The 17061-nt window shown below is 54.6% G+C and carries 20 protein-coding genes; 12 read left to right on the top strand and 8 right to left on the bottom strand.

Annotated features, from left to right (window positions below; translation table 11 throughout):
• Positions 1-19: 19 nt before the first annotated feature.
• Positions 20-784, top strand: a complete 765-nt coding sequence (locus tag NZ653_06320) for a ZIP family metal transporter (GenBank protein MCS7286727.1) — start codon at positions 20-22, stop codon at positions 782-784.
• Here the strand turns inward: NZ653_06320 and NZ653_06325 are convergent.
• Genes NZ653_06325 through NZ653_06335 form a run of 3 tightly spaced genes read right to left on the bottom strand, consistent with a single transcriptional unit; the run spans position 753 to position 3341 of the window.
• Entirely contained in the window at positions 753-1352 is a 600-nt protein-coding gene (locus tag NZ653_06325; GenBank protein ID MCS7286728.1) for a CDP-alcohol phosphatidyltransferase family protein, read from the bottom strand. The genes NZ653_06320 and NZ653_06325 overlap by 32 nt on opposite strands.
• Positions 1346-2488, bottom strand: a complete 1143-nt coding sequence (locus NZ653_06330; protein MCS7286729.1) for a glycosyltransferase family 4 protein — start codon at positions 2486-2488, stop codon at positions 1346-1348. The genes NZ653_06325 and NZ653_06330 overlap by 7 nt, the downstream gene beginning before the upstream one ends.
• Positions 2460-3341 (bottom strand): lysophospholipid acyltransferase family protein, encoded by an 882-nt coding sequence (locus tag NZ653_06335; protein MCS7286730.1) that lies wholly within the window; start codon positions 3339-3341, stop codon positions 2460-2462. Before NZ653_06335 ends, NZ653_06330 begins: the two co-directional genes overlap by 29 nt.
• A gap of 268 nt (positions 3342-3609) precedes the next feature.
• Between NZ653_06335 and NZ653_06340 the strand changes: the two genes are divergently transcribed.
• The 11 genes from NZ653_06340 (at position 3610) to NZ653_06390 (ending at position 11010) form a co-directional block, all read left to right on the top strand.
• Entirely contained in the window at positions 3610-4572 is a 963-nt protein-coding gene (locus NZ653_06340; GenBank protein ID MCS7286731.1) for an asparaginase, read from the top strand.
• Positions 4565-6109, top strand: a complete 1545-nt coding sequence (gene guaA / locus NZ653_06345) for a glutamine-hydrolyzing GMP synthase (protein ID MCS7286732.1) — start codon at positions 4565-4567, stop codon at positions 6107-6109. The genes NZ653_06340 and guaA overlap by 8 nt, the downstream gene beginning before the upstream one ends.
• Positions 6110-6286: 177 nt before the next feature.
• Entirely contained in the window at positions 6287-6853 is a 567-nt protein-coding gene (locus tag NZ653_06350; protein ID MCS7286733.1) for a nitroreductase family protein, read from the top strand.
• 6 nt (positions 6854-6859) lie between these two features.
• Complete coding sequence (locus tag NZ653_06355) at positions 6860-7564, top strand: Crp/Fnr family transcriptional regulator (GenBank protein MCS7286734.1); 705 nt, start codon at positions 6860-6862, stop codon at positions 7562-7564.
• Positions 7545-8054, top strand: coding sequence for a ferritin family protein (locus tag NZ653_06360; GenBank protein ID MCS7286735.1), 510 nt, complete (start codon positions 7545-7547; stop codon positions 8052-8054). Before NZ653_06355 ends, NZ653_06360 begins: the two co-directional genes overlap by 20 nt.
• A 74-nt stretch (positions 8055-8128) precedes the next feature.
• Positions 8129-8356, top strand: coding sequence for a 4Fe-4S binding protein (locus NZ653_06365; GenBank protein MCS7286736.1), 228 nt, complete (start codon positions 8129-8131; stop codon positions 8354-8356).
• A 1-nt stretch (position 8357) separates the two neighbouring features.
• On the top strand, positions 8358-8645 hold the full coding sequence (locus NZ653_06370; protein MCS7286737.1) for a metal-sulfur cluster assembly factor: 288 nt from the start codon (positions 8358-8360) through the stop codon (positions 8643-8645).
• Between the two features lie 13 nt (positions 8646-8658).
• Positions 8659-9837: a cysteine desulfurase gene (locus NZ653_06375; protein MCS7286738.1), complete on the top strand. Its 1179-nt coding sequence runs from the start codon at positions 8659-8661 to the stop codon at positions 9835-9837.
• Complete coding sequence (locus NZ653_06380; protein MCS7286739.1) at positions 9830-10270, top strand: ferritin-like domain-containing protein; 441 nt, start codon at positions 9830-9832, stop codon at positions 10268-10270. Before NZ653_06375 ends, NZ653_06380 begins: the two co-directional genes overlap by 8 nt.
• A gap of 3 nt (positions 10271-10273) precedes the next feature.
• Positions 10274-10525 (top strand): glutaredoxin family protein, encoded by a 252-nt coding sequence (locus NZ653_06385; GenBank protein MCS7286740.1) that lies wholly within the window; start codon positions 10274-10276, stop codon positions 10523-10525.
• On the top strand, positions 10519-11010 hold the full coding sequence (locus tag NZ653_06390; GenBank protein MCS7286741.1) for a ferredoxin:glutaredoxin reductase: 492 nt from the start codon (positions 10519-10521) through the stop codon (positions 11008-11010). Before NZ653_06385 ends, NZ653_06390 begins: the two co-directional genes overlap by 7 nt.
• Here the strand turns inward: NZ653_06390 and tyrS are convergent.
• From tyrS to NZ653_06415, 5 genes are all read right to left on the bottom strand, one after another.
• Positions 11007-12278: a tyrosine--tRNA ligase gene (tyrS, locus tag NZ653_06395; GenBank protein ID MCS7286742.1), complete on the bottom strand. Its 1272-nt coding sequence runs from the start codon at positions 12276-12278 to the stop codon at positions 11007-11009. The two genes, NZ653_06390 and tyrS, sit on opposite strands and share 4 nt — an antisense overlap.
• A gap of 131 nt (positions 12279-12409) precedes the next feature.
• Positions 12410-12619 carry a hypothetical protein gene (locus NZ653_06400; protein ID MCS7286743.1) on the bottom strand — a complete coding sequence of 70 codons (210 nt, stop codon included), beginning with the start codon at positions 12617-12619 and terminating at the stop codon, positions 12410-12412.
• The gene (locus NZ653_06405; GenBank protein ID MCS7286744.1) at positions 12607-12801 is read right to left on the bottom strand and encodes a hypothetical protein; all 195 of its coding nucleotides are present in this window, start codon (positions 12799-12801) and stop codon (positions 12607-12609) included. Before NZ653_06405 ends, NZ653_06400 begins: the two co-directional genes overlap by 13 nt.
• 168 nt (positions 12802-12969) lie before the next feature.
• Positions 12970-14346 carry a hypothetical protein gene (locus NZ653_06410; GenBank protein ID MCS7286745.1) on the bottom strand — a complete coding sequence of 459 codons (1377 nt, stop codon included), beginning with the start codon at positions 14344-14346 and terminating at the stop codon, positions 12970-12972.
• 1163 nt (positions 14347-15509) lie between these two features.
• Positions 15510-16961, bottom strand: coding sequence for an RtcB family protein (locus NZ653_06415; protein ID MCS7286746.1), 1452 nt, complete (start codon positions 16959-16961; stop codon positions 15510-15512).
• Between the last annotated feature and the right edge of the window lie 100 nt (positions 16962-17061).

A 17061-nucleotide genomic window follows, 5' to 3' on the forward strand; every position in this document is an offset into this window, starting at 1 on the left:
CCCCTCCGGAGGATGAACCATGATGGAAGCGATGTATGAGTGGCAATTGATCCTTTATGGCACACTGGCTACCACCGTCACAGGATTAGCCTCCGGCGTGGGGGCTATGCCCGTGCTTGTTTTCCGAAATGTTTCGGACAAGCTCTTAGATACTCTGTTAGGGTTTGCAGCTGGTGTCATGCTGGCCGCTACAGTCTTCAGCCTTCTTGTTCCAGCTATAAACCTCGGAGGGGTTTGGATTACTTCTCTAGGCATTGTTCTGGGTGCCCTTTTCCTGGCTTATGCCGATAGGGTCGTCCCTCACTTTCACTTCATAGAAGGGGCAGAGGGTCCACCTTCGGCTCTAAGGCGTATATGGCTTCTTATTCTGGCCGTAACCCTGCACAACTTCCCTGAGGGGCTGGCCGTCGGTGTTGGCTTTGGAAGCGGTGAGTTTTCCACTGCTTTGACTCTGGCTATAGCCATAGGCCTTCAGAACATGCCCGAAGGTTTGGCCATCGCTCTTCCCCTCGTCCGGGAAGGCTATTCCCCCTATCGTTCTCTGGTTTACGCTGCCTTTTCAGGTCTGGCAGAACCCCTGGCAGGTTTTCTGGGGGCTGCCGCCGTAGCTTTAGCTAAACCCCTCGTTCCGGTAACTATGGGCTTTGCTGCCGGGGCCATGCTCTATGTCATAAGCGAAGAGATCATACCGGAAACTCACCGTAAAGGTTACGCCCGTATCGGAACCACTGGACTTCTGGCTGGTTTCATCATCATGATGGTCCTCGATAACCTTTTCCATTAAGGGCCTTTCGGACCAGGAATATTCTCTGGAAAGCTGTAAGGTTTGAAAACAAGGCCAGAAGTCCCAGAGCCCACAGGGGTTTCCCGATCAGAAGTCCCAGGGCCAGCACGGCGAGCCTTTCAAAGCGGGTGAAGAGGCCCTCCCGGCATTCAACACCGAGCCCCTCAGCTCTGGCTCTGGTGTAACTTACCATGAAAGAGCCCACTAGGGTCAGATAGCAGAGGAGGCTTCCTGTAAAATTTTGACTTTTAAGGTAATAAATCGCAAATCCAAGGTAAATTACGGCCTCGCTCAGGCGATCCAGCGTTGAATCCAGAAACGCCCCAAACCGGCTCACTCGGCCCATGACCCTAGCCACAGAGCCATCTATTACGTCGAAGAGGCCCGCCAGGATCAGAAGGACTCCGGCTGTCAGCCATTTTCCCAGAGCAAGGGCCAGGGCTACCGGGAATGTCAGAAGGAACCCGATAATGGTCAGGACATTGGGGGTGATTCCTGTAGCTCCTATAGCCCTCGCTACTTCTTCCACAAATTTACGGGTTTTCTCCCTGAGCAATTCTCCTAACATTTAGCTTTCTCCCTTCCCTGTTCTGCTAATTCCTGGAAGTATTCAAGCACTTCCGAGGCTATCCGGCGCCAGGAGTATCGGGCTGCTTTTTTCTTGCCCAGTTCGCCCATAGTGGCCCTGAGCTGGGGATTCCTGAGGAGGTGGACTATAGCCCTGGCCAAGGCCTGGGAATCGCCCGGGGGAACCAGCAAGCCCTCCACTCCGCTTTTTACCACCTCGGAGTAACCCGGGATGGCCGAGGCCACTACAGGTTTCCCTGCGGCCATGGCTTCTACCAGTACCATGCCAAAGCTTTCGTAGCCCAATGAAGGTGCACAAAAAACGTCACAGGTATGGTAGTATCTTGGGAGTTCTTCTTCCGGCACATAGCCAATAAAACGGACTCCGTGAATCCGGTTCTTACGGATGAACTCCACAAAGGGCCTCTTATCTTCATTGCTGAAAGCCCCCACCACCAGCAATCTGGCATCGGGTACTTCCATCTGAACGAGCTTGAAAGCCTCCAGCAAGACATTGAAGCCCTTGCGCTTTTCAAGCCTCCCCACGAAAAGGACGTTAAGGCGGCCATCGCAGAACCGCTCGATAGGCTTCGCTCTGGTTTCAAACAGTTCAAGATCAACTCCATTGGGAATTATGCGGTAATCCCCCGGAATATAACGGCTTATGTAGTCCCTGGCGGCCCTGGAAACCGCAATTCTTCCGTCCAGCTTGTTGGCCAGGCGGCGCAGGATAATGTCGGAATATTCGAGGACGGGGTGAGGGTCGGGCCTGTAAGCATGAAAGGTCCCTACGTTGATAGCCCTGGAGTGCCTGAGGATGGCGATGGGCAATACAGGGGTCAGTGGTTCGTGGATGTGTACCACATCAAAGTTTTCCTCCTCCAGGATTTTTTTGGCTTTCCTGTAGATCAGAGGGGAAAGGGAAACTCTTGCCACTGAGCCTGCTGAGGGTATCCCCACCACCAGGCCAGTGGCTTTTATGAGGTGCTCCGGAAGGGGGGCGTCTTCCCGGGAGCAAGGGGCAATTATCTTGACTTGGTGGCCCATCTCCCGGAAGTATTTGTCTAAGTAGTAGATGTGTTTAACCACCCCTCCCGGGACGGAAAAATCATAAGGAGAGACCAGAGCTATCTTCATCGCTCTCCTTCCACAGAGGAACAGAAAGGAGCCACTGTTCTGGATAAGCCCTTATGTATTTTTCCATTGTGGCGATTATTTTCCTGTGCGCCTCAGCGATGGCTTCCTCTTTGGGCCCTTCTCTATTGACGTAAAGGGGGGGTTCCACCCACACCTTAAAGGAATTATCGGGTCTCCTTATGCAGAAAGCCATAACTATTGGGGCTCCGGTGCGGTAGGCCAGGCGGGGAGCACCATCCGGCAGACGAGCAGGTTTGCCGAAGAAATTGACCTTAACTCCACTTTCGGAAGCATCCCTGTCCAGGGCCAGAGCTATGGTTTCTCCCCGATGCAAAGCCCTCACCAGCTCCATTAGCGGGCCCTTGACGGGTATAAAGCGGAGGCCATGGGACGACCTGAGCCCCGTCATGAACTGGAAAAAGGCGGGAGGAGATATAACTTCGGCCGGGACGGTAACACGGAAGCCCTTGAAGGCCAGCCACTGAGCCACAACATCGGGGCAGCCCATATGTATTGAAGCCAGGATAACGCCTTTGCCTCTGGCTAAGGCTTCCAGGAGGTAGTTGAAGCCCTCTATTTCTAACCTTTTCCCCAGGCTATCGGCTGAAAGGCGCGGAGTAAGGAAAAGGTCCACATGGTTAAGGGCAAGGTGCCGGAAGATCTTGCGGACAATTTCTCTATCCCTTTGCCCCGTAACATGCCCGATATTGTCCAGCAGGTTGCTTTTGACCTTGAAACTGAGTAAATAGAGGATATCTCCTATCACGAGCGCCGCTCTGTAGCTCACCCACGGCGGCAAAAGGTTACAGAGCCATTTTGCCAGGCGAAACAGCAGGTATACAATATACCCCATGCTCTTTTCCTTATCTCCCTCAGGGTATTTAAAATGTTAACGGAAAACCGAATATGTGTCAAAAACAGCAGGCTTTTAAGCCAGGAGATCGCTACCGGATGGCGGTGACAATTTATGTTATGTTAAGCTCAAGTGTTCGGGGTGTAACGGCAATAGGGAAAGCTTTCCGCCCCAGGTGGAGGTTCCTGAAGGTTGGGGTGCAGGGTTTGGCCTTTCCCTGTCGGAATGATATAATCCCCTCAGAACTTAAGATGCGAGGGTAGAAGCCGTGGCGCTCGCTCTTGTCACTACTGGCGGAACCATTGCCATGAAGGAGCAGGTTAAAGGCGAGGGAGCCCTACCAGCTCTCACCTCTCAGGATTTTTTAGCCTGGCTTCCGGAAGGCTTCCCGCCGGTGGTCGTGGAGGAGCACTGCAACCTGCCCAGTTCCCATTTCACCCTCCAGGTTCTGGGAAGCTTGAGGGAAAGGGTTTACAATTTAGCCCAGAGGGAGGACATAGCAGGCATCGTTATAACCCACGGGACTGACACTATAGAAGAAACAGCCTATCTTCTGGACATTACCATCCCCACTGAAAAGCCCATAGTCCTTACGGGAGCCATGAGGACAGCCGGTGAGGCCGGGTACGAAGGTATGGCTAATCTTCTAGCTGCCTTGAGGACTGCTTCTTCCCCTCAGGCTAAGGGCCGCGGCGCTATGGTGGTCATGAACGATGAAATCCATGCCGCTCGCTACGTAACCAAGAACCACACTCTCAGCCCTGCAGCGTTTGTTTCCCCCGGCTGGGGACCTATGGGAAGGATCGATGGGGATAGGGTAATCTTTGCATGGAACATCCCCCGTAAGATAATCCCCTTTAAGAAACTGGAGGAAAAAGTTTACCTCATAAAGTTAGGGGTGGGGATGGGCGATGAATTCCTGCTTTTCGCTCTGGAGAGAGGGGCAAAAGGTGTGGTAATTGAAGGAATGGGAGCGGGAAGAGTCCCCCCATGGTGGATGCCTTCTATAAGGAAAGCCATTGAAGAAGGCGTAGCCGTGGTCATTGCCTCCAGATGCCAGGCAGGAGGAATTTACGACCCTTACGGCTATCCTGGGGCTTATAGGGATCTATCCTCAGCAGGTGTTCTCTTCGCCCATCATTTAAATGGGCAAAAAGCCCGGGTGCGCCTCATGGCGCTTTTGGGCTCTGGTGTGCACGGCGAGGAGCTGAGGGAGCTTTGGTATGAGTAAAAGCTCAGTGGTGATTCTGGACTATGGCTCCCAGTATGCTATGCTCATAGCCCGGCGAGTACGGGAGTGCAGGGTCTACAGTGAGCTCGTCCCCTGGGATGCAAGCGAGGAAGAAGTTCTCAGACTTTCCCCTGCCGCCTTTATCCTTTCGGGAGGACCGGCCAGTGTCTACGAAGAGGGTGCGCCATTTCTCCCGCCATACCTGCTGAAAGCCGGCGTTCCGGTTCTGGGGATTTGTTACGGTATGCAGCTTCTGGCTAAAGCCCTCGGAGGTAAAGTAGCTCCCGCTCCCAGGAAAGAGTTCGGCCCTGCTTTTCTAGAAGTTTTAGATCCGGACCCGCTTTTTGCAGGGCTGCCCCCCAGATTTCAGGTGTGGATGAGCCACGGGGACAGGGTTGAGGAGCTTCCTCCAGACTTTAAAGTGCTGGCTAAAACCGAGAATTCGCCCTTAGCTGCCATTGCCCACAGAGAATTGCCCGTATTTGGCCTCCAGTTCCACCCTGAAGTGGTTCACACCCCCCTGGGAAAGGAGATCATTGCCAATTTTCTCTTCCGGGTCTGCCGCCTGGAACCATCCTGGACCCCGGGGTTCTTTATTGAAGAAAGCATAAAACGCATCCGCGAGCAGATCGGAGGTGAGGAAGCAGTAGCGGCTATATCGGGAGGTGTTGATTCCACTGTAGCTGCCACTCTGGTAGCGAAAGCCATCGGCAAAAAACTCCATTGCATCTTCGTAGACCATGGACTTTTGAGGGAGGGTGAAAGAGATAGGGTGCTTTCAGCCCTAGAGAGAACGATGGAGGCAGACATAAGGGTGGTGGAAGCCGAGGAGAGATTTCTGCAAAAACTCAGGGGAATCACGGATCCAGAGGAAAAGAGGCGCATTGTGGGGGAAGAATTCATACGGGTTTTCACCGAAGAAGCACGTCTAATTGGCCCCATCCGTTTTCTGGTCCAGGGCACTATTTATCCGGATGTTATAGAATCAAGGGCTTCTCCCACAGGCAAAGCAGCTGCACGCATCAAAACCCACCACAACGTTGGGGGGCTCCCGCAGGATATGCCCTTTGAGCTGGTGGAACCTTTGCGTTTTCTTTTCAAAGATGAAGTTCGGGAGGTCGGGCTTGCTCTGGGATTGTCCAGGGAAGTGGTTTACCGGCAACCTTTTCCCGGACCGGGATTGGCTGTGCGCATTTTAGGAGAAGTGACCCCGGAGCGCCTCAGAATCCTGCGGGCTGCGGATGCTATCCTCTGCGAAGAGGTGGAAAAAGCCGGCATGGCCGAAGAGCTCTGGCAATACTTTGCGGTGCTTACCCCTCTGCGCTCCGTAGGAGTAAGAGGTGATGCCAGAGCTTACGATTACGTTATAGCCATAAGGGCCGTTGTTTCCACCGATGGTATGACAGCTGATTGGGCTCGCTTGCCCTTTGAACTTTTAACCCGGATTTCAAGCCGCATCGTTAACGAAGTGCCTGGCGTAGGCAGGGTCGTTTACGATATAACTTCTAAACCTCCGGCCACTATAGAGTGGGAATAAAAATCCCCCGCACATCAGTTCGGACTCCCACCCGATCAGTGGAGGCATTGAGAAGGGCTATGATTCAAGAGCCTGTCCGGAGCGCAATATCCCTTTAGCTTTTTGGGCTATCCAATTTGCTCCATTAAGGTTATAGGGGTTATAATTAGGGGGATAAGCTTCACGGAGGGTTTCATTGTGGACACTTATGAGGCTATTGTTTCAAGGCGCAGCATAGCTAAATTCAAGCCTGACCCAATCCCACACGAGGTTCTGGAGAAAATTCTCTCGGCTGCCCTGTGGGCCCCTTCTAAGATGGATTTACAGAACTGGTATTTCGTAGTGCTGGGAGGGAGACAAAAAGAGAAATTTCTCCATCTGTTGCGCACTGAGTTCGCTCGCCTGGTAGTCACAGCCGAGGTTTCATCGCTGCACAGAATCTGGACTACAGAGTCTTTTCTACAGGCCGCAGCACAGGCTCCCGTTCTTGTAGTAGTATTTTCCGAGAAGCCTGTGGGTGAGGATCTGGATTATGCCCTTTCAGTGGCAGCGGCGGTGCAAAATTTATTGCTGGCGGCCTGGAACGAAGGCGTGGGAACCCACTGGTTCACCTATGGCCTTTATGCCGTAAAGGATGCCGTTTATTCTCATTTAGGCATAAAAGGCAAAGACCTCATAAGCTTTATCGTTATGGGTTACCCTGAGGAGGTACCCGAACCAACCATCCGCCAGAAAGGGAAGATTGAATGGCGAATGGAGCCCTGAGAAGTTATGGCCATAATTCCGGATAAAATCCGCATGTTCCCGATCTTTTCGGGCCTTGAGGAGAGGACTCTTCAGAGGTTAGCTTCGTTGATAATTGAAAGCTCCGCTCACGCTGGAAAGATCATATTCCTGCAGGGGGAAGAAGCCCGTTATGTCTACATAGTGGGGCGAGGTATCATCAGAACGCGGCGCGTTTCTCCTGAAGGAAAGGAAATAACGATTGATTACGTTGGGCCCGGCAGAATAATTGATCCATTCTCAGCCGCTGATGGAAACCCATACACTATCACGGCCGACGCCCTGACGAACGCAGCTTTATACGCAATAGGCACGGAGGAGTTCCGGCGGATGGTGGAAGAAGACCGGAAATTGTGCGTCAATTTGCTCAAAGAGCTATCAGGCAGAGCTCGCCGTTTGACCGAGATGGTTGAAGAGATGGCATTGCATACGGTGCGGACCCGGCTGGCTCGCTTTCTCCTGCAGCAATCCAGGCACAGCGACCAGTACAGGCCCTGGACTCAGACCGAGATCGCTTCTCAGATTGGCACCGTGAGAGAGATTGTGGGGAGGATTCTACGGGATTTCGCCTCCCAGGGGCTGATAACTCGCCTGGGGGGACGTATTGTTATAGTTGACCGGGATAGACTTATGGAAATAGCTCAGCTGGAAGGCTTGGAAAAGGAGGGTTGGAATGGAAATAGAAGCACTTAAAGCCATAGAAACGGCCATCAAAATAGAGGAAAAGGGCATAAAGTTTTATTCCGAAGCGGCGGAGAAGGTGGAAGATCAGGCAGCCCGGAAGATGCTGCGCAACCTGGCTCGGGATGAACAAAACCACCTTTATTTATTTCAATCAATCCGTCAATCTCTGCTGGAAGAAGGCAGGTGGCCTACTCTTGAGCCCTTTCCGCTCGGGGAAGTAGCCCAATACATATTTCCCTCCCCTGAAGAAAGGGAAAAAGTTGAGGTCCCTCGCCACCACCAGGAAATTCTCCGCAGAGGGATGGAGATAGAGAAGGCCTCCATCAAGTTCTATTCAGAGCAGCTAGATAAGAGCCCCTCGGAAGAAGCACGCAAGGTGTATCAGTTCCTGGTGGAGCAGGAAAAGGGGCACCTGGCTCTCCTCCAGGCGGAGTACGATTACCTGACCCGCACCGGCTTCTGGTTTGACTACCAGGAGTTTACCCTGGAAGCGGGATAGGGACTTTTGTCCCAGACTTTTTGGCTTTCGCCTGGTATAATTTCTCACGAAAATGCAAAGGTTGGGAAGGGGAGATGAAACTGAAAGTAGATCAGAATCTGTGCATAAAGTGTGGTATGTGTGCTGCGGCTTGCCCTTGCGGGGCTCTTATCCTCAGCGAGGAAGGGCTTCAGTTTAATTGCCCCTCCGATTGCTCCCTCTATTTGCTTGGGGGGCCCGAGTTCTTCTTCCCCTGCGAGGAAGCATGCCCCACAGGAGCCTTAAGTCTTGCTTTTGAGATCGCCAGCTTAAAAGGAGGTTAATATGGACAGGGTAACTGAAAAACAGGTAAGGGACGCTCTGCGCCAGGTGATTGATCCCGAAATCGGGATGGATGTGGTAACTCTGGGGATGATAAGACAGGTCAACATCGGGGAAGGGGGAGAGGTGGAGGTAAAGATGGTGCTAACGGCTCCTTTCTGCCCTCTGGCTTCCTATCTTGTGGAACAGGTCCGGATGGCTGCAGCCTCAGTCCCCGGAGTTAAGGAGGTCAAAGTCACCCTTCTGGACGAGCGGTGGGATCCCAGCTGGATAGAGAGATCGGAGCTTTAAGGAGGTTTAAGAAGTGGAACGTCGTTATGTATATCTTGATAATGCTGCGGCTACCCGCCTTGACGAGCGGGTTCTAGAAGCGATGTTGCCCTATTTCTTTGAAATCTACGCCGTGGCCACCTCTGAATTCGGATATTCGCCCGGGATAGAGGCCCGGGAAGCCCTGGATAAAGCCAGGGCTACAATCGCTGAAAAGCTCGGGGCTTCTCCTGAGGAGTTTATCTTCACATCTGGCGATACCGAATCATCCAACATAGCTCTCAAAGGGGTAGCTATGGCCCTGAGCCGTAAGAAAGGCCGGCATATAATCGTCTCCAAAATTGAGGATTTCCCCGTGCTCAACACAGCCAAAGCCCTGGAGAAACAAGGCTTCAAGGTAACCTACCTTGACGTGGACGAATATGGTTTTGTGGACCTAAATCAGCTGTGGGAGTCCATAACGCCCGAGACCATCCTGGTATCCATTCAGCATGCTAACCAGGAGATTGGGACTATCCAGGACATAAAGGCCATAGGGCAGATATGCCGTGATAAAGGTTGCCTCTTCCATACTGATGCCACTCACACTTTTACCCGTGTTCCACTGGATGTAAGGGAAATCCCTGTGGACCTGATAACGGTTTCCGCTCACACTATCCACGGCCCCAAGGGCATAGGAGGCCTCTACATCCGTAAGGGAACTCCTATAGCCAAGTGGATGGATGGAGGATATCAGGAGTTTAACCTGAGGGCGGGGCTGGAAAACATCCCCGGAGCTGTGGGTTTCGCCAAGGCTGTGGAACTGGTAACCCCGGAGGAGAATCAGAGGCTCCAGCAGATGCGAGATCGCCTGATAGATAGAATTCTTCAAGAGATACCCTACACAACCCTCAATGGCCACCGGTGGAAGAGGCTCCCCCAGAATGCTAACATAACTTTCCACTTTGTGGAAGGAGAATCCATAACCCTGCACCTGGACATGAGGGGTTTTGCCGTGAGCACGGGCTCGGCTTGTTTCAGCCGTTCTCTTGAGGCAAGTCACGTTATCTTGGGAATCGGCGGAGACCACGAGAGAGCCCATGGGTCCGTGCGCTTCACTTTTGGCCGATTTAACTCTATGGAAGATGTTGATGCTGTGGTGGAAGCCATCGCTGAGGTTGTGGAAAAACTGAGAGCCATAAGCCCACTGGGGAAGGAGGTAAGCCATGGCTAATCCATACGTCCTTGAAGCTCTCAAAAAAGCCCTCGCTGTTGAACTGAGCGCGATAGAGATTTACTCCGCCCATGCTAAAGCTATTCAGGAAGAGTATATAGCCGAAGGTGTGAGGGCGATTCTAGAGGTGGAGAAGCGCCACGCTCAGGAACTTACCGAGCGCATCAGGGCACTGGGAGATACCCCCATCGAGCCCGGAGGGAAAGAAACCATCCTGGGACGAGCTATTGGAGCCGCTTCCGCCCACGCTACTACCAGAGAGATGCTGGAGCTGGAACTGAGGGAAGAGCAGCTGGCCATTAAGGACTACGCTACCTTCATAGCCGAAATCACAGGCGACGAGGAAACGGTTGCTCTTATGGAAAGGCACCTTAAGGATGAGATCGATCACGCCAAATGGCTTAAAAGGCAAATCGCTTCTCTTGGCGGATAAAACATGCGGAAGATTAAATTCTATGCTCTCAGCACCTGCGGGTGGTGCCGCCGGACGAAAAAGCTCTTGGATGAAAACGGGGCAGACTACGAGCTGATCTACGTGGACCTGCTTCAGGGGGAGGAGCAGAAAAAGGCTCTGGAAGAAGTGAGCAGATGGAATCCCCGCCTCTCCTTTCCCACACTGGTTCTGGACAATGAGGAAGCGATAATAGGTTACGATGAAGCCCGCATAAAGGAGGCTCTCGGATTGTGAGCGAGAGGTCACAAGAAGCGCTGGAGCTCTACGAACGCCTGCGGCGGGAGGCAGAATCCTCCGGTTATTACCTCAATCCTGACCTGGAACTGGTGCTGGACCTGATGGAAGGTCTCGTTACCAATCTGAAGCGCTACGGCTACATGGCCTGCCCCTGCCGCTTAGCTTCTGGAGTGCGGGAGAAGGACCTGGATATAATATGCCCCTGCGATTACCGCGATGCGGACCTGGAGGAATACGGGGCTTGCTATTGCGGTCTGTATGTATCCGAAGAAGTAGCGCAGGGCAGGAAAAAAGCCAGCCCCGTTCCTGAAAGGAGGGGCACAGTCCTTCTAAAGGCTGAGGAGGAAAAACCCGTCTTCAGCGGTAAAGGAATGCCTGTGTGGCGCTGCAAAGTCTGCGGGTATCTCTGCGCTAGGCCTTCTCCACCCCTCAAGTGCCCTATCTGCAAGGCCGATAAGGACCGCTTTGAACGCTTTGCCTAAACCACTTTCACAAGATGGTAATCCTTGCGGCCTTTCCTGAGCACCAGGAATTTCCCCTCAATGGCCCGGTCCAGAGCAACCCTTAGCTCAATATCGGTTACCCGCACGTTGTTGAGGTAAATTCCTCCGCCCTGAATGAGCCGGCGGCCATCGCTTCGGGAGGAGGCGACGCCGCATTTTACAAGAAGCTCTGTTATAAGCATGCCTTCCCCGCTCAGCTCTTCCTTCCTCACCTCCGTCGAAGGGACATCACCGAAAATTTCCTCTACTTCTTCGGCCGTAATGTCCTGGATTTCTTCTCCGAAAAGGATTCGGGAGGCTTTTTCGGCCCGGGAGAGGGCGGTTTCGCCATGGACCATGCGGGTCACCTCTCGGGCGAGGGTTCGTTGGGCTTCTCTCTCTTCGGGGACTATGGCCACTTTGTGCGCCAGTTCTTCAATCCTATCAGGGGGGAGCAGGGTGAAAAACTTGAGGTAGCGCACGACGTCCCGGTCATCGGTGTTGAACCAGAACTGGTAGAACCTGTAGGGGGAAGTTAAGGCGGGGTCAAGCCACACAGTTCCAGCCTCGGTTTTGCCGAACTTGACCCCTGAGGCAGTGGTCACAAGGGGCAATACAAGGCCATAGGCTTTGCCTCCTCTTAGTCTACGGATCAGTTCAATGCCAGCGGTAATGTTGCCCCACTGGTCGCTTCCGCCCATCTGGAGTATGCAGTTGTAGCGGTCGTAGAGGACCAAGAAATCGTAGGCCTGAAGGAGCATGTAGCTGAACTCGGTGTAGGAAATGCCCTCCTCCTGCTCAAGCCGCCGCCGGACGGATTCCTTCGTAAGCATGTAGTTAACCGTGAAATGCTTGCCGATATCGCGCAGGAAATCTATGAGGTTAAGGGGCACAAGCCAGTCAGCATTATCTACCATTATGGCTGGGTTGGATTTGGAATCAAAGTCCAAGAAACGCTTAAACTGCTCCCGGAAACGCAATTTATTGGCCTCAATTTCTTCTTTGCGCAGCAGAGGGCGCTCCTTATCTTTCCCGCTGGGGTCGCCTATGAGGGCTGTGCCCCCACCTATGACCACGATGGGGGTATGCCCGTAGCGCTGCAAGTGCACCAAAGCCATTGTCACGAACAGGTTCCCCACCTGAAGGCTTGGGGCGGTGGGGTCAAACCCTATGTAACCGGCAACTTTTTGCGTGGCGAAGACCTCCTCAAGCCCGGGGGTTGAATCGTAAATCATCTCCCGCCATCTTAGCTCTTCAAAGACGTTCATAAGCCCTCCTGGTTTCGTGCTTAGTTTAAGCGGTCACCGCCTTCTTTTGCTGGCATCTGTGAAATATTATCTGCGATGGCTAAAAAGAGGTCAAATCTCCTGGTGCAATTTTGCTTCCACCCACCGTTGCATCAGCGGAACCTGAAAGCGATATGTTCCACTGCAGGTTCCAGCACCTCTTTATGGACCAGCCGCTGGGCCACCAGCTGCAAGTTTTCCGGCACTTCCTCACCCCGCACCACGGCTGATAGCACTTTCTGTTGCTCCGGCGTCAAGCTGAACCAGAACTCCCGGAAGAACTCGTGGCCCCGCTCAAAGATTTCCGGAATCACTGCTTCCACGTCCTCCGGCGGTTGAGGTGTTCCACCAGTTCGTAACCGGTCAACTGGACCAGGTAAGGCTGACCCCGAGTGAGGCGGACGATGGCTTCCACCGCCTCGTCCTCGTAGATGTCCGGGAAATCCTGAACGGGCCTGCGGATCAGCGCTCGGGCGTCCTCCTCCCGGAGATAACTAACTAGCACCGCACGAGTGTTGATCAGGTAGTCGCTCCAGTAGGGGGCCAGTTCGTCCAGCATGTGGGAGCCGGAGAACAGAAGGGCCCACCGGGGCCGGTGCTGCATCACGTGCCGCAGAAAGTTCAGGGGCATCCGGCTCCCCGTCTCCCGGACTACCTCCTCCAGTCGCGCAGATTAGGGTAAGCAGAGCACAAGAGTCCGGGTCGCCGGTGATTCTTTCCACCCGGTCCATCCATTTCTGTAGGGCGATAAAGGGGTTTTCGGCCAGGGTGCGGGGTCTAGATACGGCAGGTGGAAGTTGCGGGCGCGCCGGGCGGATTCCACTATCTGAACGGCCAGATACTCGGCCAGGCCTTTCAGGGTAGTGGCCGTCAACCCCTGAACATCCACAAAGAGGGGAAGGATCTCCGGCCCCACCCGCAGAGGGAGATATTTCAGGGCCGACGTTTTCCCCGTCCTCCGCCCGCCGTAGAGGAGGATGACCGGCTTCACATCGGAGAGGGCCAGGGTTCCGATCTCGCGGAAAATGTCCCCCCGCCCCCGGAACCGCTCCCCCGCCGTCTCCGGGTCCAGCGGCGGGCCGGCGATGTAGACCTGGGGGATTTCCGGGGAGGAGCGGGCCCGCTCCTCCAGCGTCCACAGCGCGGGCTCCAGAATCCGCAGCCAGCGGTCTACGATTTCCCCGTAGGCGGTGGCGAAGCGGGGGGATTCGGTCGCGAGGCTCTCCCGCAACTCCGCCCGCCAGTAAAGGGATTCTTCTTCCTGCGCGGCCCGCTGCTGGTTGGTGGAAGTAATCAAGTAATCTATCATCTGCTGGGCGGCGGCCTGGTTCTCCCGGTAGGCGCGGGCGATGAATTCGCCCATAAAGGGCAGTGGGAGAATGATAAGTTCATTAAAGCGAGGGGGGAGGTAGCGGAGCCAGCGGGAGTAGCGGCCCGGCCGGGCCATGAGCGCCAAACCGAACATCCAGAGCAGTTTCGGCAGCCAGAAATAGACCCGAAGCACTCCCAGAGTCCACGCCACGCCGACCGCCACGCCAAACGCTATAAACAACCAGTCTGCCACCAGGGGAAGCCAGGCCTGCAGCAGCCCGAGAGCGACATCGGGCAAAAGGGGAAGCAAGCGATTCAGCAGAGTGGGCGAAAACTGCAAAAGACCGCCCAACACAAAAACCAAAATGGAAGTAACCACCAGGAAGCGGAAAATCCACTTCTCCGGAGCGCTTACTATGGGACTCCGTGTAAACCACAAGCCCGCCCACCAGCCCAGAAGAAAGCGGAAACTCCAGGACCAGGCAAAGGGCCCGGCGGCGAAGAGAGGGGCGAGGATGGGAACGGTTGCGCTGAGCCACCACACTTGCCCCGCATAGTGGCGCAGGCGAGGGTTGCTGGAAAAGCGGGCGCGGTAACGGAAAGGGTTCTCGTCTATACCCAGGTCAGGGTCAATCTCCCACAGCCAGTCACTGAAGGTGTAGGGCCTGAAGTAGGCCCAGTAGAGGAGCCGGGCGCACTCGGCGATATAGGTCCGGAGGCTTTCCCATCGGCCTGCCATCGGGTCACCCTCCCAGGAGACGGCGCAGCAGGTCCAGCAGTTGCTCCCCCTTCAGGATACCCAGCAGAACCAGAATCACGATGGCAATAATCGATACCCCTTAGGAACCAGTCGGTCAGGTCTTTGACCGTCCCTTTTGCCCCCTGCGCCAGGCGTCCCAGGAAACGGGGAAAGTCCCAGAGGGGCCAGCGGAGAATATTCCACAAAGTGGGAGGAGGGCGGCTTTCCTCCGGCGCCGCAAACTGGGTCTCCTTTTGGGCCTCAAATTCCCGCTGGGCCCAGTCGGTGTCCTTGCCCTGGAGGAGGCAAGGGTGGCGCCTGCTCCAGCGGAGGGCCAGGCGCTGGTCCTCCGGCGAAAGCGCTTCCGGCGCGCCCGGAACGGTGCTCGCCGGGAGGCGAACCGGGTCAGCGGTTTCCTCTTCCGTGAACTCCTTCAACCATAAGGCGTGGGCATCGTTGAAGAAGCGGAAAACGAGGCGGCGCTCCTTGCTGTATTCCCCGATGGGCCGCCGGGACGCGATGACCAGCATCAGGAGACTTTCACTGGTCAACGAGCGCAGGTGGTCGTAGAAACTGTCGTTGAACTCCTGAGGGGCCTCCAGAAACTCCTCAAACTCGTCCAGAAGGAGGATGAGCCTCAGGCCCCTGCTCCGCAACTGGCGAAAGGCTCCCTGAAAGCGTCCGGGGTCACGGGCTGGCTCAGCGCCCGGACCAGTTCGGGGTCCCGCTGCACAGCGGGCTGCTCCAGAAAGGCACTGGCCACGGCGCGGTGAAAATCGGCCACTGTCCGTGGAGCCACCGTTTGCAGGGAGAGGTAGACGACCACATATCGATTAGGGCGAGAGATCCGCTGGTGGGCTGAACCCCTTCCATTCGCGAGAGGATCATCCCGATTTCATCTTTCCGGCCAACAAAGAGGCAGGGGTCTGTAATCATTGGCCCGGCCACAAAGGGGCAGGGAAGGAGGCCCTCCCAGGCACTGGAAGGGTTTGTCCGATATCTTGAATCGTCCGCTTTGGCATGGGATATGTCCTTCATTTTTGGCCACTTACAAAGCCAGGCCTATATCCCCCCATCTTCGCGGTAATAAAAAAACCATATAATAGGGGCAGAAAATGCCCGCATACAAAAGCAACGGCTATCTTTGAGCGGAGGTTTCCGCTTTAACCTTTGATGACTCCCAGCGGACGGAGCTTGGCTACTTTACGGGAAATTCCTGCGGAGTGAACTACGTGGACCACTCTGTCTACATCCTTGTAGGCATCGGGGGCTTCTTCGGCCAAGCCGGCGTCGCTTCCGCCCATGACGATAATGCCTTCGGCTCTGAGCCTTTCCACCAGCTCGCGGCCCCGGATTTGCTTCTTGGCCTGGGCTCTGCTCATAACTCGCCCGGCGCCGTGGGCGGTAGTCCCGAAAGTCTCCTCCATAGCCCTTTGAGTCCCCACCAGCACGTAAGAAGCTGTTCCCATATCGCCGGGGATAAGGACCGGCTGGCCGACTTTGCGGTAGGCCTCGGGGACGGCGGGGTGGCCAGGGCCGAAGGCTCTTGTGGCTCCTTTTCTGTGAACCAGGACTTTTACAGTTTTACCGCCCACCACATGTTCTTCCAGTTTGACGATGTTATGGGCGACATCGTAGACCTGACGGAGGGTCCGGTCCTTAACTTTGCCGGCCAGAACCTGGTCAAAGACTTTGCGAACTCTGTGGGCCAGGATCTGGCGGTTGGCCCAGGCGTAGTTAGCGGCAGCCACCATGGCGCCGAAGTAAGCCTGCCCCTCTGGAGTATCAAAGGGAGCGCTTACGAGCTCCCTATCGGGGAGCTTTATCCCGTACTTTCGCACAGCTTCCTGAAAGCTTTCCACGTAATCGGAGCAAACCTGATGGCCCAGGCCTCGGGAGCCAGAGTGGATCCATACAGCCAGCTGGCCTTCAAACAGGCCGAAAGCTTTGGCTACCTCTTCATCGTATATTTCTTCCACCACTGCTACTTCAATGAAATGGTTCCCGGAGCCGAGGGTACCGAGCTGATCTCTTCCCCTGTCTTTGGCTTTTCGGCTCACTTTGGAAGGGTCGGCTCCGGCCATTGAGCCGCCTTCTTCGGTATGTTCCAGGTCTTCTTTGGAGCCGTAGCCCTGTTTTACGGCCCAGGCAGCGCCCTCTTTAAGGACTTTATCCATTTCAGCGTCGCTGAGCCTTACGTCTCCGCCTCTACCTACTCCGCTTGGGATGTTGTGGAAAAGGGCTCTGACCAGGGTTTCCATATGGGGTTTTATTTCTTCGGCCCTTATGTTGGAAGCCAGGAGGCGCACACCGCAGTTTATATCATATCCGGTAGCACCGGGTGAGATTATACCGGAAGGTCTTTCAGTGGCTATAACCCCTCCTATCGGGGGACCATATCCTTCATGAATATCTGGCATAGCCAGGGTGTAACCCACAACACCCGGGAGAGTGGTGGTGTTTATGAGTTGCTCAATAGATTTATCCCTGAAGGCCGCTTCAAGGAGCTCATCATCGGCGTAAACCCTGGCCGGAACGCGCATATCCGACCTAAAGTTTTTTGGGATTTCCCAGACGAACTCTCTTATTTTGCGGAAGTCTTTCTTACTGACCATACTTTTTATCCCTCCTTTTCCACCGAGCTTTCGTAGCTAAATTATAACCCAACATTGTCGTTAAAGCAATAGATAGGCCGCAATCGCACCATAGTGGGAT

It is taken from the genome of Anaerolineae bacterium, assembly GCA_025062375.1.
GTDB lineage: Bacteria > Chloroflexota > Anaerolineae > SpSt-600 > SpSt-600 > SpSt-600.

Excerpts from the sequence above, each read along its gene's own strand:
- NZ653_06415 (MCS7286746.1), bottom strand. The coding sequence starts at position 16,961 with ATGGTCAGTAAGAAAGACTTCCGCAAAATAAGAGAGTTCGTCTGGGAA.
- NZ653_06385 (MCS7286740.1), top strand. The coding sequence starts at position 10,274 with ATGCGGAAGATTAAATTCTATGCTCTCAGCACCTGCGGGTGGTGCCGC.
- NZ653_06410 (MCS7286745.1), bottom strand. The coding sequence starts at position 14,346 with ATGGCAGGCCGATGGGAAAGCCTCCGGACCTATATCGCCGAGTGCGCC.
- NZ653_06360 (MCS7286735.1), top strand. The coding sequence starts at position 7,545 with ATGGAAATAGAAGCACTTAAAGCCATAGAAACGGCCATCAAAATAGAG.
- NZ653_06335 (MCS7286730.1), bottom strand. The coding sequence starts at position 3,341 with ATGGGGTATATTGTATACCTGCTGTTTCGCCTGGCAAAATGGCTCTGT.
- NZ653_06320 (MCS7286727.1), top strand. The coding sequence starts at position 20 with ATGATGGAAGCGATGTATGAGTGGCAATTGATCCTTTATGGCACACTG.
- NZ653_06365 (MCS7286736.1), top strand. The coding sequence starts at position 8,129 with ATGAAACTGAAAGTAGATCAGAATCTGTGCATAAAGTGTGGTATGTGT.
- NZ653_06380 (MCS7286739.1), top strand. The coding sequence starts at position 9,830 with ATGGCTAATCCATACGTCCTTGAAGCTCTCAAAAAAGCCCTCGCTGTT.
- NZ653_06325 (MCS7286728.1), bottom strand. The coding sequence starts at position 1,352 with ATGTTAGGAGAATTGCTCAGGGAGAAAACCCGTAAATTTGTGGAAGAA.
- NZ653_06370 (MCS7286737.1), top strand. The coding sequence starts at position 8,358 with ATGGACAGGGTAACTGAAAAACAGGTAAGGGACGCTCTGCGCCAGGTG.
- guaA (MCS7286732.1), top strand. The coding sequence starts at position 4,565 with ATGAGTAAAAGCTCAGTGGTGATTCTGGACTATGGCTCCCAGTATGCT.
- tyrS (MCS7286742.1), bottom strand. The coding sequence starts at position 12,278 with ATGAACGTCTTTGAAGAGCTAAGATGGCGGGAGATGATTTACGATTCA.
- NZ653_06330 (MCS7286729.1), bottom strand. The coding sequence starts at position 2,488 with ATGAAGATAGCTCTGGTCTCTCCTTATGATTTTTCCGTCCCGGGAGGG.
- NZ653_06355 (MCS7286734.1), top strand. The coding sequence starts at position 6,860 with ATGGCCATAATTCCGGATAAAATCCGCATGTTCCCGATCTTTTCGGGC.